The organism is Lentzea sp. HUAS12 (assembly GCF_024125735.1).
GTDB lineage: Bacteria > Actinomycetota > Actinomycetes > Mycobacteriales > Pseudonocardiaceae > Lentzea > Lentzea albida.
This window is the reverse complement of record NZ_CP099738.1, coordinates 7,404,551-7,418,125: the sequence shown is the minus strand read 5'-3', so window position 1 is coordinate 7,418,125 and position 13,575 is coordinate 7,404,551. Positions and strand designations below refer to the sequence as shown.

Below are 13,575 nucleotides of genomic sequence, written 5' to 3'. Positions count from 1 at the left end.
CCCCCTTCAGATCAAGCAGCGTGCGAAGTTGCCGAACTCCCCGGAGGTCCGGCAGATGCGAGCAGCGCGGCCGTGTATTCGGCCTTCCACCTCCGCCGCTCAGCGACGGCACTCAGCAGCAGGTGTGCTCGAGGCGGCACGTTCGGGTCGCCGGGCTCGACGTTGTTCCAGACGACCCGTTGCGGCTGGTCCTCGGGCTTGATGCCGACGTCCGCGAGCAGTTGCCGAACGAACGTCTTCCGGTCGTGCTTGTGGTCGGCGAGCGACTTCCCGGACCACTTCCGCGACACGAGCACCCGCCGCCCAGCAACGCCGAACGTGGTCCGCTTGTGCGCCTTCCCCTTGCACTTGCCAGGCACCGTGGACAGCCGAGCCCCGCGAGGCTGGACGCCATAGAGCAACCAGACCGGACACTGCGGCGAGCAGGGCGTGACCGCGAGCTCAGCGCAAAGGCGTTCGGCGTGGTCCTCCTGGCGGGCGGTCTGCGCCTCGAAGCACTCGTTGATGCTCTTGGTGAGGTACTTCGTCAGGTAGCCGATGTGTCGGCCAGCCTCTTCAGTCCCGCCGAGAATGCCCTTGGAGTGCACCTGCACCCCGAACCGCGCCACATGGGCGGGCCGTTCCACCTGGTCGAGCGCGTCGTCCCAGGTAGGCAGGGCCTTCCGCGTCTGCGGATCAACGAAGCCCTTGGCCCGCACGTCCCACACCGGCAGGTTGTCGCCGCCGTACTTGATCTCGTCATGCTCAGGCCACCAGACTTGGTGGTACGTGGCCTCAGCAACCGCCCGCAGCTCCGCCCGCGAGATCGAGCCCCGAACCGCCGCGTGCCAGTGCGGAGCCAACCGCTTCTGAGGCTCGACAGTCGAGAAGTACTGGACCTCCCAGCCGACACAGCGCCGAAGGTTCTGGACGAACCGATCGAGCAGCGCCGCGAAGTGCACCGCGTCCCGAGCCGCACGCCGGTAGTTGTAGGTCGCCGGGTCAACAGGCGTGCCGTCGCTGCGCACCTTGCCGTAGGTGTCCAGCGTCAGCGTGAGGAACGTCGAAGGCTGGTACTTGCCCCCGAACACCTTCCCGACCGTGCGCTTGCTGACCGGCCGCCGAGGCAGGTTGGGCGCGTCCTGCCGCCGCCTGGTCGACCGCTTTCGAGCCGCCTTGAGCGGCACTTCCAGGGAGGGGAGTGAACCGCGGACTCCGAGTTGCCGAAGTTCGGCGTCGACCTCTGCGACCTCCTCCCGGACCTCCTCAGCTCCGACCTCGTCACCCTCATCGAGGGCCAGGCGGAAGGCCTTCACGAGGTCAGCCCGATAGGCGGTCAGCTCCCGCTGATCGTCGCTCGGAGCGTCCGGCGTGAAGTCGGGCTCTTCGGTGAGGTGCCATCCCTCGCGGCACTGCGCCATCCGCAGACGCCGGTTCTTCTCCGCGCAGGTGGGACACACGCTGGCCACGGTCGAGCCGCATGGCACCGGGACGATGTCGACGCGTCCGGTGTCGAGATCGATCCGTTCCTTGGCCAACGGGCGGACGCAGACGCCATGCTCCTCAGCGACGGCCCGAGCGATGTCGAGCGCGGCCGGCTGCTTCATCCGCTCCGAACGGGTCAGGTACTCGGTCACGCCGCCGCCCTCCCTTCACCGCTGGTCGGGAACTCGTGCACGGTCGCCGGAGCGAAGTAGACGCCCAGCTCGACAAGGTCCGCGTCCGTGACGTGGAAGGCCCTCGCACGCTCGGGTTCGCGCTGCCCGTCCTCCTTGAGCCAGGCGACACCAGGTGTGTTTTCGCTGATCTCGTGAGCGGCCGCGCCCCGTTGCCGAACGCCATCGCCCAGCACCATGTCCACCTGGACCGGCTCATCCAGCCGCAGCGCAACACGCGTGGTGAACAGGTGTCGGAAGGAGACGACCTCCTTGCGCGGGTCCTGGACGAGGCCGACGACGGCGTAGCCAGGAGCGCGTCCCTGCGAGGTGATGGTCTGGACGGCCCGCGTCGCACGCTCGCGGAGGTTCCGGTCAGGCTGGTAGGCGATCAAGTCGGCCAGCTCATCGACGATCAGGACCGTGAACGGCTCACCCGTGCCACGTGCCCACAAGCGCCGGATGCCCCGGTAACGCGCCGCGCGTTCCTTGACCTCTGCGGCGATTTCTTCAAGCAGGGCAACAGCTTCCGGGCCGTTGTCGTAGATCACCTTCTCGAACGCGTCCGGACATTGACCCAGCTCCATGCCGCCCTTGGGGTCGATCCCGACGAGCCGGACCATGCCAGCCTTGATGGCCGGGGCGAGCTGCCAGACGATCGACCAAAGCACCGAGCCCTTGCCAGCGCCGGGCACCCCGACGACCAGGACCTGAGAGCCGAGCAGCTTCAGCCGCCAGGGCTTACCGGTCTCGGTACGGCCGACGACGACGCGCTTCAGGTCAACATCGCCGACAGCGACAAGCTGCGGCACCGCGACCGGACGCGACAGCGGATCGGAGTGAATGAAGTCGAGCTCAAGCACGCTCGGCCGCAGCACCCGCACCCGACAAGACCGTGCGTTGAACGAGTGCGCCAGGTTGTCCCGCCGAGCTTCCCATTGCTCCGGAGACTGAGCCGGGATCATGCGAACCCGGACCTTGTCCCGCCAGCCCTCCGACCGGACGCGGCGCAGCTTCGGGCGGTACTCCCTGCCTCGGTTGTCCTTGGCCAGCTCTGCCAGCCGCATCACGGTGCGCCAGTGCGGCACGTAGACCGTGAGCCTCCGCCACTCGGTCAGGACGCGGTACCAGCCGTGCCGCAGGAACGAACCACGATCGAGGCCGTACCAGACCGTCAGAGCACACACGAGCGACAGCAGGGCCAAGACCAGCGGCGACAACCCGAATTGGCGATAGCCGATATAGCCGCCGAGGCAGGCCGTGACCGCGACCGGGTACCGAACCGCCACGAGGACGAGCTTCACGGCCAGTCGGCCGGCGAGCCAGATCAACGCGAACGGCGCGAGCACGACCTTGATACAGCCGGGCAACCACACCCACCACGGGACCTGCGGACGTGCGCCTTCGAACGGTGCGGGATCGACCCAACGGTTGCCCTTCATCGCGCACCGCCAGAGCACTTGAGGCACTGGAAGACAGTGCCAACGCTCGGGATGCGTCCAACGGGTCGAAACGCTCCCGACTCCGTCGTGTGCTGCGTCTTGCAGGTCAGGCACTCGAAGCCCTCAGCCTGCGCGGCCGTGAGTTCCAACGTCTCCAGGCTGCCGCCGTCGAGCATCACGACGTAACTGGAGACGGTCTGCTCGTTGGAGATCATTCGATCCCACAGCAGTTGCTTTGTAGCCCTGTCTGGCGCGGGAATGCGCCCAGGCTCTACGCTCATCTTGTTCACTCCTGAGTTGGGTGGACAACGCAGGAGCGGCGAGGTTGGTAGCCGGGTTCCGCTCCTGCGTCTCACGTTCTCTTTGCGCCGCAACAAGATGTGCGGCATCGCCACGTGACCCAGCGGAGTCACGCGCTCTATCCAATAAGGACTTCTACTAGTTCTTCGCGGTCTTCGTGACCTTGATCGCCTCCCCCTTCTCGCGCTCACGGTTCGCCCAGTACATGGCCTCGTGGTGGTGGCTGCGATCGGTCTCGGCGACGCGGGCGTAGATGGCGGCCGAGCGGAGGTAGTAGTCCCTCAGCACCTCGGGCGCGGACTTGGGATTGGGCAGGAGCTTGCTCAAGACGTCGTGCGCCTCGCTCAGCGTCCGAGCCTGTTCCGCCAGCCCCCAGTGCATGGCATTAGCCGTGGACATCGGGAGCCTCCTCCGCGAGGGCGTGACGCCCCTCCTGGTCGCCGAGGTGGTCAGCCAGCTTGGCCGCCTCCCGCGACAACTCCCGGCAGAACCGCATCAGCACGTCCGAGCCGCCGGGGAAGGGCGGGAGTTGGATCGCGATGTTGACCGGGTCGAGGTAGATGGCCAGCGCCGGGACCTCAGGCGTCACCCGGATCATGGCCGCGCCCGCGTCTTGGCCGGGCGTGCAGGTGGCGTTGAACCCCATCACTGACCACCCCGCGCCGCATCGAGAGCGGTCTGTCCCTCAGCGACAGCCTCAGCAAGGCGAGGCAGTGCCTCCGCGTCGACCACCAGGACTGCCGGGAACGCGTTGCCCAGCCGGAACTCGACCCGTCCAGCGAAGACGAGCGGTTCCACCCGGATCGGCAGGTTCGCCGTCAGGTGCAGGCGCATCAAGTCGGCCACGGATCACGCCGCCTTAGGTGCGGGCTTAGCCGCCACGGCCGCCTTCATGCCGGTGGCGCGCAGGCTGTAGCCCAGCTTCGCTCGGCAGCGGTGACGCTCACCGACGTGGCCACCACGGCAGCCCTTGTCATCGATCCACGGCGTGACCGTCAGCCCCTCGAACACGGCGGGCCGGATGTCCGTGCCGGGGATCGCCTCAGGCGGAACGGGCCGGTGGGGTGCGGAGATCTTGACCGTGACCGCCGCGTCCGTCTTGCGCTCCGCCGCCTGGTCGATCACGAGGACTGACCACACGAGCTGCCCATTGTCCTTGTCGACCTCCTGCTCGACGGGGAGCCCCTTGGCGCGGTCCTCAGCCGACTGGAACTTGAGCACCGGCTCGACGCCCATCACGAGCGCGCCCCTCGGGAACACGAAGTCGTGACCCGCCGGGAGCCTGCTCCCACCTGTGATCGCCATCGTCGTTCTCCTGTCGTTCGTGCCGGTCGGGGCTGTTCCCCGACGTTTCGACACCTACGACTTTCGACGAATCGGCAGGACGTCAACACCACACATCAGGACAACTACAGACGTCTCGGCTACATTGAAGTCGTCCCTAGTTGTACGGAGGATGGGTCATGCCGAACCAGCGCCTGCGGGATGCGTTGCTGCGCAACACTTTGGGCTTCGATGAGGTCGCCAAGGCAACCGGCGTAGACCCGAAGACCGTCGAACGGTGGATCACGCAGGACCGGACGCCGTACCCGCGCCACCGGCACGCCATCGCCGCGATGGTCCGCGAGACCGAGACCTACCTCTGGCCGGACGCCGTCGCGCCGGAGAAGAAGAAAGAGATCAACGAGTCCGAGGTCGTCCAGGTCTACGCACACCGCCACGCCGTGCCGCAGGACATCTGGGGGCACCTGATCGAACAGTCCAAGATCAGCATCTCGATCCTGGTCTACGCCGGCATGTTCCTCGTGGACAACCCCGCCCTGATCAAAACGCTGCGCCAGAAGGCAGAGAACGGCGTTCGGATCCGGTTGCTGCTCGGAGACCCGGCCAGCCGGGAGGTCGCACGCCGCAGCGAGGAAGAGGGCATCGGCAAGACCACGCTTGGCGCGAAGATCCGGAACGCCCTCGCGATCTACAAGCCGCTGGCCGAGGTGCCCGGCGTTGAGATCCGACTTCACGGCACGACGCTCTACAACTCGATCTACCGCTTCGATGACGAGATGCTCGTGAACACGCACGTGCACGGCTTCATGGCAGCTCACGCCCCGGTCCTGCACCTGCGGCGACTGTCCGGGGGCGACTTGTTCGAGACGTACGCCGAGAGCTTCCAGGGCGTCTGGGATGGCGCGAAGCAGCCGAAGTGGTAGGCAGGTAGGCATGGCTCGCACTGATCACTACAACGACCCGAACGCACCGAAGGCGACCAACATCGTCGTGGCGGTGACGGCGTTCGTGCAGGACGAGCAAGGCCGGCTGTTGATGATCCGGCGCACCGACAACGACCTGTACTCGATCCCCGGCGGAGCCCAGGACGTCGGCGAGACCATCGGCCGCACCGTCGTTCGCGAGGTCAAGGAAGAGACCGGCATCGACGTCGAGCCCGTCGACATCATCGGCGTTTACTCCGACCCCGCCCACGTCATCGCCTACACGGACGGAGAGGTACGTCAGCAGTTCTCCATCTGCTTCCGGGCACGGTTGATCGGTGGGGAGCTGCGGACCAGCGACGAGTCCAGCGAGGTTCACTGGGTGAGCCGCGGAGACCTTGACGCGCTCAACATCCACCCGTCTATCCGGCTTCGGATCGAGCACGGGTTCGAGAAGCGCGCGACGCCCTACTTCGCCGTGTAGTCGACTCCCGCCGCACGTAGCCGTTCCTCGGTGCGCTCAACCGCACCAACCAGTTCAGGCTTGGCCTGCCGAATGAAGAAGGTCACCAGGTCTTCCGGGCCGTAGCGCTTCTGAATCTCCTCAATCCGGTCGTGCACACTCGTAGGTTCACCGTCTGGCGTAGTGGTCATATCGGCCCACCACAGCGCATCCCGAACCGCCGTCTGCTCATCTGTCCACGCAGCCAGATCCGCAGACATCCCCCGCAACTCAGCCTCCCTGTAGGCGCATGAGTGATGCGCCACCAGGCCGCATAGGCGAGTTGACTCCCCGAGTTCTCTCAGAAACACTGCCCCATCCAGCGGATGGAATCCCGTTAGCGCGAGATTCGGCGCGTATCCGATATCATGAAGAACAGAAGCCGAGACAAGCAACTCGCTTTCCTTCGCAGAAAAAAGTGAAGCTGCTTCTGCCGCTCGTTTGGCAACCCCTTGAACGTGCGCCCACCGACGAGGTAGCGGCCCCATCAAAATATCCTGCGCCAACTTGAAAGCCCGCATCTCGGTCGTCACACGTAGAAGCATACATCCGTGAGTCGATACGAGTGGATGATGGCAAGTGAAGCAAATAGTTCTACTTACTTCAATTATCGAGACTTCGCAGTTGTGATACATGCGTTCGCCGCCGACCCTCGCCCCTACTCCGATCGGGTGAAGGTTAGTCACACGTGAAACTCTGCGCGTACTCCAGCGATATCCCAGCTACGCTGGCTCGACCTGAGACCAGCAGAGGTGGAGCGCCCAGAATGGCATGGATCAAGTCGGTCACATTTACTGGACTTGCGGGCAACAATAAGGAAAGGACGATCAAGTTCAACCGCGATGTAAACATCATTTGGGGTCTCAACGGATGCGGAAAGACATCCCTATTGAAGATCTTGCATGGTGCAATGCTTCGCTCAACAGACGAGCTCTCACGAGTTCACTTTCGATCCGCAAGCGTCGAAATTGTGTCGGGCGATCACACTTTTGTTCGCTCCATCAGAAGGCCTACTGAAGAGGAAGTAGAGCAGGAGAACCTCTTCGAAATTAGCGAAATGGAGCGCTCCCGACTTAGCCCAGCAGAGCGAGCCAGGCGTACCCGCGCAGGAAGATGGCAGACCGAGCCGGCGACCCAGGACGCATTGAAAGCTCAGTTCGATCACCGCTATCTACCGGTTTCCAGGCTTTCCGGCGTAATGCCTGCCGATGTTCGTTATCGACTCGCCCGAGCAGAGAGGCCAGACCGTGGCGGCGAATCGGAGTTCTGGGACGAGCTATTCGCTGCGGCCTTGCAAGAAACATGGCGCGACTACGCCACACAGGAACTCGAAGTAATTCGACAGATCCAACAACGTGGCCTAGCAGATGTTTTGACCGCTGTAATCGGCAGAGAGGAGGACGGGGAAACATCCAAGACCGAACGGCCTATTAACGCTAGAGAAGCCTCGCGTGCCGTATCGCGATTCTTCAAGAGCCAAGACATCCGACTCCCGGAGGAATCGATTCGGCGTCTAGTTCAGGAATATGCCGAGGATGCGGTGCTTCGTGACGTCGTCGCCCAGATTGTCGAGGTTCAAGAGAAGGTCGACGCTGCCCAAGAGCCAACTAGGAAGATCGAGAAGCTGGTTGCAGACCTCTTCTCAGGCGACAAACGAGCCCACTTTCATGCCGGTCGGCTCATGATCACACTGGGCAAGAAGCCATTGGGAATCATGTCGCTGTCCAGCGGAGAAAAACAGCTTCTTCGACTCTTTGTTGAATGTCGAGTAGCCGGAACCGGCGCCATCATAATCGATGAACCCGAACTCTCCATGCACGTCGACTGGCAACATTTTCTCATTGAGTCCATGCAGTCGATCAATCCGGACGCTCAAATCATCGTGGCCACGCACTCACCTGAAGTAATGGCTCGGGTGCCAGACGAGAAGGTATTCCAGCTCTGATATGACAAAACTGGCCTACAGCCCGCAGTCGGTACGGCGCAGGATGCTAATGAGCACTGCGCAGATATTTGTTGTTGTCGAAGGAACTGACACGGATCGATGGTTCTATGATCAACTGTGCGCGCAAAGTCCCCTACTGAAGCGCAATCGCTGGCTAATATGGCCGGTTGAGCAGTTCACCCGACACCTTTCCAATGCAGCCCGCAAAGGAAAGAACGCTGTGCTTGAACTTTTTACACAAGCACGTAACGGCGGATACCTTCGCGTCGTCAACGGTTCCAAGAGCTGCAGTCTCTTGTTCTGCGCAGATGCTGACCTAGATCGCTTCATTGGAGGAATGAAAAGATCCAACCACCTACACTACACAAAGCTGCCCGACGTCGAGGCCGAGGTAATAAAATACTGTAGCCTAACGCGCGCTCTAGCCTCTCTGGCATCTATACCAGCATCAGAGGCAGACGACATCTTGAAACAGTCAGGAGATTTCCACAAAACTCTTGGCGTAGCGTATACCGACCTGATCTCGCTCTATTGTGCAGCCAAGAAACTAGGCGCACAGCGCGTTCCTACTCTCCCAAAGCCTGAGGATGCCCGCGAATTTCCTTCCGATCGCCTTGCTGGCACCGAATTTGCCTACGAATACAAGCTCGTACAGGCGAGCGCAGATTGTCGACCAGACGAGTTTGACACCCAATTCAAGGAGTTTCAGAGTAAGTTTCAGGCCTTAGCGTCAGCCAGAAAGAGCCATTCTTTCCTTAAGGGAAAGTGGATCCGCGACTATCTTTTCTTTGAGCTCAACGAGCAACTCAAGTCCAGGAGTCTCCCCACCATCAGAGCCAAGGACGCAATTACTGCAGTCCTTCGTGCGTGCTGCGCACCCCAAGGAGTCAGCGCTCGCATGTTCACCGAACGATTGGCGACAATTCTGGCTTGATCTGCCGAATTCCGCTCTTCAGGATCAAGGCCGCCGCAGGCGGCACGCTCCGCGCATACGGCGAACACCTTCCATCCCGGCACTCCCGGCATCCGCTTCGCTGCGCCGGTCGGCCGGGCGGCGCTGCGCGCCGTCCTCCGGCCTTGGCCCCAGCCGACGAGCTGACCCGCACAGCCATGTCGGCCAGCAGCTCCCTACGAGCGCCGTCAGAGTCACTGCGGATTGCTGGTCCTGGCGCTCGACTGCCGCGACGGCTGCGCCGCCTTGCCACCGATCAGGCACCGGTCAAAGCAGCGGGGCGCCTCGACGAGCACCAGGTCAAGCCACACCCGACGCCGCGAGCGTGACAACGGCCGGCGGCACCGCGTCAAGGCTGGAACGAGCACCTTGACACAGCACCACCGGCCGCGTCCGAGGCTCAGTGTCGGGATGATGGCAGGGGTGTGGACGGTCCAGAAGGACCAAGATCATGATGCGCTTTAGTCTCGTAAAACGTCGATAAACGTCGAGAAGCGACTGTCCACAGTGCTTAGATCAAGACTGCATCCGCGCAGGTAGCGAGCACTGTCGAGGAAGATCGACGAACAACGCCAAGCGAGTGCTCTTACTCTTCGGGTTCAGGGTTCGAGTCCCTGGCGGCCCACTGAACGCCCAGGCCAACGGCCTGGGCGTTCCTCATGCCCGGAGCGCTGGCATACCTTTGATGCGCTTTACCCCCTGGCTCCCAAGCTGCGGCACGAGGCGAACCGTCCTCGAACTGGTCGTCCAGCATGGGTCACGGCGCTCGACGGCCGCGGCGCCCTGCCACGCGTCAGGGCCCGCCACAGGCTGAGAGCCCGTTGTCTACGCCTTGCTCGCCACCACCATGTAGTTCTCGGCCTCGAGGTTGAACGTGCTCATTTCCGTCCGGAGTCCGACCCGGCGCAACTCGGCTTCGAGCTGTTCGTATCGGTAGGGCCAGCTCGACAGCAGTTCCGAGCGGGCCAGAACCGACCCAGCCGCATCCAGTTGCGCGATCGCGATCTCGATGTGGTGCTCGTCCTCCCAGTTGGACGCAATGTTCCAGCGGTAGATCACGACGGCATCGCGACCGTTTCGGCGGACGAGTCGGTCACTGATTTCCAGCCGGGAACCTCTGGCCCTCACGAGTTCCCAAGTACGGGAAGTGAGTACCAAGCGACCGCCGCGGCGCAGAAGCCGTGACATCGACTCCAGGGCAGCGATTCTGCCTCGCGAGCCCTCGGCATGGTGCAGCGAGTTGCCAACGCAGAAGACCATGTCGAAGGTGTCGTCATCGAAATGGTCGGGCAACTCCTGCCAGTCCGCCCGCACTGTCCGGACCGGAGCCCTGAACTGCTCAGACAACTCCGCAGTCCGACGAACCATCGCTTCACTGGCGTCAGTTGCGACCACGTGCATGCCTAGACCGGCGAGGCCGACTGCCAGCTGTCCAGTTCCGCACGAACAATCGAGGACGTGAGCGTTCGACGGCAGGAGGCTGAGGACGTCATCGAACGACGCGGCGAACTCGGCCGGAGCCAGCTTCACATCGGAGATCAGCCACTCGTACACCTCGGCAAGCGCGTTATAGCCACTCACGACTGCTACCTCCGTCACACGTCAAACTCACGGTGGCATCAGTACATCAGCGGAGTAAGTCGGTCACCAATCTTTTTTTATGAAAGGCAACGCGTCCGAGCATGCCGCATTTCGGTCGCACAGGAACGCAGCATTCGCCAATGGCCAGCGTGATTCTCAGTGCGCCATTACGTCACCGGACGTGGTGGTGCGGTTCGGCAGGAGGGCCGCCACCACGATCGTGATTGCGGCCAATGCAGTGGCGATCACGAAGGCCAGCTTCATGCCGCTCAGCTGCGCCGCCGCCTCCGCCGTGCCCTCGGCGACCAGGGAGGTGGTGCGGGCCGACATCACGGTGACGACGAGGGCGGTGCCCAGGGCTGCCGCCACCTGCTGGAGGGTGCCGAGGATCGAGCTGCCGTGCGGGTACATGTTCGGCGGGAGGGCGCCCATGCCGAGGGTGAAGATCGGGGTGAAGGTTGCTGCCAGGCCGATCATCAGGAGTGCGTGGAGGGCGAGGATCTGCCAGTACGGCATGGTCGTCGAGATCTGGGTGAAGCCCGCCAGGGACAGCACGATGCCGATGGAGCCCGGGATGACCAGCGGGCGGCTGCCGAGGCGGTCGTAGATCCTGCCGACCGTGGGGCCGAGGAGGCCCATGGCGAGGCCGCCCGGCATGAGGAGCAGGCCCGTCTGGAGCGGGGTGAGGCCTCGGAGGTTCTGCAGGTAGAGGGGCAGCAGGATCATCGAGCCCATCATCGCCAGGAACGCCACGCACATGAGGGTCAGCGACAGGGCGAAGGTGCGGTGGGTGAGGGTGCGCAGGTCCATCAGCGGGGCGCCGGTCCGCTGCAGCTTGAGCTGGCGGAGCACGAAGAACGCGATGGTGGCGGCGCCCGCCACGACGATGCCGATGCTCGGGCCGAGGTGTTCCGCGCCCTCGCCGAAGAGGCTCAGGCCGTAGACCAGGCCGCCGAAGCCGAGGGTGGCCATGGCCGCCGAGGCCCAGTCGAGGGTGCTGACCTGGGGCTCGCCGATGTTGTCGAGCTGGCGGAGGCCGAAGTACGTCACGGCGCCGGCCACCGGGAGGACTGCGACGAACAGGAGGCGCCACGAGCCGAGTTGCAGGATCAGGCCGGAGATGGCCGGGCCGAGGGCCGGGGCCACCGAGATGGCGAGGGTCACGTTGCCCATCACGCGGCCGCGGTCCTGTTCGGGGACGACGGTCATCAACGTGGTCATGAGCAGCGGCATCATCACGGCCGTGCCTGCTGCCTGCACGATGCGGCCCAGGAGCAGGACGGTGAACGTCGGCGCGGCCGCGGAGAGGGCGGTGCCGGCCAGGAAGACGCCCATCGCGATCGCGTAGCCCTGGCGGGTGGTGACGCGCTGCAGGAACCAGCCGGTGACCGGGATCACGGCGGCCATGGTGAGCATGAACGCGGTGGACACCCATTGGGCGGCCTGTTCGGTGACGTGCATCGACTCCATGAGGCGCGGGATCGCGTTGATCATCAGCGTCTCGTTGAGGATCACGACGAACGTGGCCAGCACCAGGAGGCGCACCACCAGCGGTGTCTTGCCCGCCTCTGTTGTCGGGCGGTCTTTCACTGCAGCAGGCATGTCAGGCCCTCACTCGGTTGCTGGCATCAGGTTCTTCGCGACACCCGAGAAGACCCGCAGCGCTGAAGGAACTCATCGGTACGTCCGAGTCTTCCTCATCGCGGCTCCGGTCTCATCCGGGTTTTCTCGCCCTACACCTGTTCGTCGAACCGGCGAGCCGTGAATCGACACGGCCGCTCAAGAGTTTTGGAGAACCGGTCGGCGTCTAGGACCACGGGCCGATCACAAGCCCCTTGAACACTGACAGCGTCCACGGCCATGAGGTTTCCGAACGGGTGGGTCGGTGGCGCGGCGCTGATCGCCGGGCCCGTGTTGTTGCTGGTGGGCACGCTGTTGCGGTCGCCGTTCCACTACTTCTTCCCCGACCAGCTCAAGGCTCTGCACGAGCACCCGGAGCTGGTGCGCGCGGCCTACACCGCGTTCCTGGCGGGCAACGTCGTGATGTGGGCGGCGGTCGCGCACGTGGTGCAGCGGATCGGCACCCGGTGGGCCGCCTGGGGCGGGGTCCTGGTGACGGTCGGGCTGTTCGCGCGGACCTTCCACGCCGGCGTCGACCAGGCCGCCTTCAACGCCACCGAGCAGCTGGGCGTCGAGCGCGCCACGGCGCTGGTCGCCGGCGGGTACGGCGAGCTGCACCTGTTCAGCGCCCTGTCGTTCACGATCGTCTCCGGCTGGTTCGTGCTGGCGTTCGCGGCGTACCGCGCGAAGACGTTCGGGCTGGTCAGGTCGGTGGCTCTGGCGACCGCGGGGTTGTTGCCGCTCGGGGTGCTGAAGGGCACCGAACCGCTGTCGGTCGTCGGCACGGCCGGGTTGTGCGTTGCGCTGGTGCCTTCGGGGGTGCAGGTGTTGCGGGAGCTGCCGCGGCCCACGCGACGGAACGTGCTGACGGCTGTGCCCGTCGCGCTCGGGTTAGGGGCGCTCGCCGTCCTGAGCACGCTCGGATGAGGCGAACGGCAGCAAGAACCAGAGGCCGGAGAAGACGACGAACGCGAACGCGCCGACCACGATCGCGGGCCAGCCTCCCAGGACCACCTCGGCGAGCAGCAGGACGGTGCCGGTCATCGCCAGCGCCAGGAAGGCCAGTCCCACCAGGGCGAACGTGTTGCCGTGATCAACGACGTCCTCGCGGCGACCCTGGCGGAACAGGACGCGGTGCCACGCGGCGGGGGCGGTGAGGAAGGCGACGGCGACCGCGGCGCACAGCACCGTGATCAGGTGGGTCACCCGGATGTAGTCGCTGACGGAGGCGTACTTGTCCGTGAACGCGATGGAGAGCAGGAAACCGAACAGGATCTGCACGCCGGCCTGGGCCACGCGCAGTTCCTGCATCAGCTCGTTGACGTTGCGCGCGAGTCTGCGCTGGTCGGACTCCTCCGCTTCGCTCACGAACCCCGCGTACCCGTCTCCGAG

At 64.3% G+C, this 13,575-nt stretch carries 15 protein-coding genes; 5 read left to right on the top strand and 10 right to left on the bottom strand.

The genetic code is table 11. The annotated features are described in order from the left end of the window. Positions 1 to 11: 11 nt before the first annotated feature. The 6 genes from ND450_RS34430 to ND450_RS34405 all read right to left on the bottom strand — a co-directional run bounded on the left by ND450_RS34430 (position 12) and on the right by ND450_RS34405 (position 4,681). A complete protein-coding gene (locus ND450_RS34430; protein WP_253328080.1) occupies positions 12 to 1,586 on the bottom strand; it encodes a replication initiator in 1,575 nt (524 codons plus the stop codon). Between the two features lie 26 nt (positions 1,587 to 1,612). Beyond that, positions 1,613 to 3,076, bottom strand: coding sequence for an FtsK/SpoIIIE domain-containing protein (locus ND450_RS34425; protein ID WP_253322461.1), 1,464 nt, complete (start codon positions 3,074 to 3,076; stop codon positions 1,613 to 1,615). Between the two features lie 438 nt (positions 3,077 to 3,514). Then, positions 3,515 to 3,775, bottom strand: a complete 261-nt coding sequence (locus tag ND450_RS34420; RefSeq protein WP_253322460.1) for an AMED_5909 family protein — start codon at positions 3,773 to 3,775, stop codon at positions 3,515 to 3,517. Next, positions 3,762 to 4,022: a hypothetical protein gene (locus ND450_RS34415; protein ID WP_253322459.1), complete on the bottom strand. Its 261-nt coding sequence runs from the start codon at positions 4,020 to 4,022 to the stop codon at positions 3,762 to 3,764. The genes ND450_RS34420 and ND450_RS34415 overlap by 14 nt, the downstream gene beginning before the upstream one ends. Further along, a complete protein-coding gene (locus tag ND450_RS34410) occupies positions 4,022 to 4,222 on the bottom strand; it encodes a hypothetical protein (RefSeq protein ID WP_065915786.1) in 201 nt (66 codons plus the stop codon). Before ND450_RS34410 ends, ND450_RS34415 begins: the two co-directional genes overlap by 1 nt. A gap of 3 nt (positions 4,223 to 4,225) precedes the next feature. Continuing rightward, a complete protein-coding gene (locus ND450_RS34405) occupies positions 4,226 to 4,681 on the bottom strand; it encodes a hypothetical protein (protein WP_253322458.1) in 456 nt (151 codons plus the stop codon). Positions 4,682 to 4,839: 158 nt separating this feature from the next. On the opposite strand from ND450_RS34405, the gene ND450_RS34400 reads away from it, so the two are divergent. Both ND450_RS34400 and ND450_RS34395 read left to right on the top strand, forming a co-directional pair. Further along, the gene (locus tag ND450_RS34400; protein ID WP_253322457.1) at positions 4,840 to 5,583 is read left to right on the top strand and encodes a DUF5919 domain-containing protein; all 744 of its coding nucleotides are present in this window, start codon (positions 4,840 to 4,842) and stop codon (positions 5,581 to 5,583) included. 10 nt (positions 5,584 to 5,593) lie between these two features. Then, positions 5,594 to 6,067, top strand: coding sequence for an NUDIX hydrolase (locus ND450_RS34395; protein ID WP_253322456.1), 474 nt, complete (start codon positions 5,594 to 5,596; stop codon positions 6,065 to 6,067). Here ND450_RS34395 and ND450_RS34390 read toward each other — a convergent pair. Beyond that, entirely contained in the window at positions 6,052 to 6,618 is a 567-nt protein-coding gene (locus ND450_RS34390; RefSeq protein ID WP_253322455.1) for an HD domain-containing protein, read from the bottom strand. The two genes, ND450_RS34395 and ND450_RS34390, sit on opposite strands and share 16 nt — an antisense overlap. A gap of 233 nt (positions 6,619 to 6,851) precedes the next feature. Here ND450_RS34390 and ND450_RS34385 point away from each other — a divergent pair, with 233 nt between their 5' ends. Then, the gene (locus ND450_RS34385; RefSeq protein ID WP_253322454.1) at positions 6,852 to 8,030 is read left to right on the top strand and encodes an ATP-binding protein; all 1,179 of its coding nucleotides are present in this window, start codon (positions 6,852 to 6,854) and stop codon (positions 8,028 to 8,030) included. A gap of 49 nt (positions 8,031 to 8,079) precedes the next feature. Continuing rightward, positions 8,080 to 8,964 (top strand): hypothetical protein, encoded by an 885-nt coding sequence (locus tag ND450_RS34380; RefSeq protein ID WP_253322453.1) that lies wholly within the window; start codon positions 8,080 to 8,082, stop codon positions 8,962 to 8,964. Between the two features lie 843 nt (positions 8,965 to 9,807). On the opposite strand, the gene ND450_RS34375 is transcribed toward ND450_RS34380, so the two are convergent. Both ND450_RS34375 and ND450_RS34370 read right to left on the bottom strand, forming a co-directional pair. After that, a complete protein-coding gene (locus ND450_RS34375) occupies positions 9,808 to 10,563 on the bottom strand; it encodes a class I SAM-dependent methyltransferase (RefSeq protein ID WP_253322452.1) in 756 nt (251 codons plus the stop codon). A 156-nt stretch (positions 10,564 to 10,719) separates the two neighbouring features. Next, a complete protein-coding gene (locus tag ND450_RS34370) occupies positions 10,720 to 12,165 on the bottom strand; it encodes an MDR family MFS transporter (protein ID WP_253322451.1) in 1,446 nt (481 codons plus the stop codon). A gap of 258 nt (positions 12,166 to 12,423) precedes the next feature. On the opposite strand from ND450_RS34370, the gene ND450_RS34365 reads away from it, so the two are divergent. After that, complete coding sequence (locus ND450_RS34365; protein ID WP_253322450.1) at positions 12,424 to 13,110, top strand: hypothetical protein; 687 nt, start codon at positions 12,424 to 12,426, stop codon at positions 13,108 to 13,110. Here ND450_RS34365 and ND450_RS34360 read toward each other — a convergent pair. Further along, positions 13,075 to 13,551, bottom strand: a complete 477-nt coding sequence (locus tag ND450_RS34360) for a DUF6328 family protein (RefSeq protein WP_253322449.1) — start codon at positions 13,549 to 13,551, stop codon at positions 13,075 to 13,077. The genes ND450_RS34365 and ND450_RS34360 overlap by 36 nt on opposite strands. Between the last annotated feature and the right edge of the window lie 24 nt (positions 13,552 to 13,575).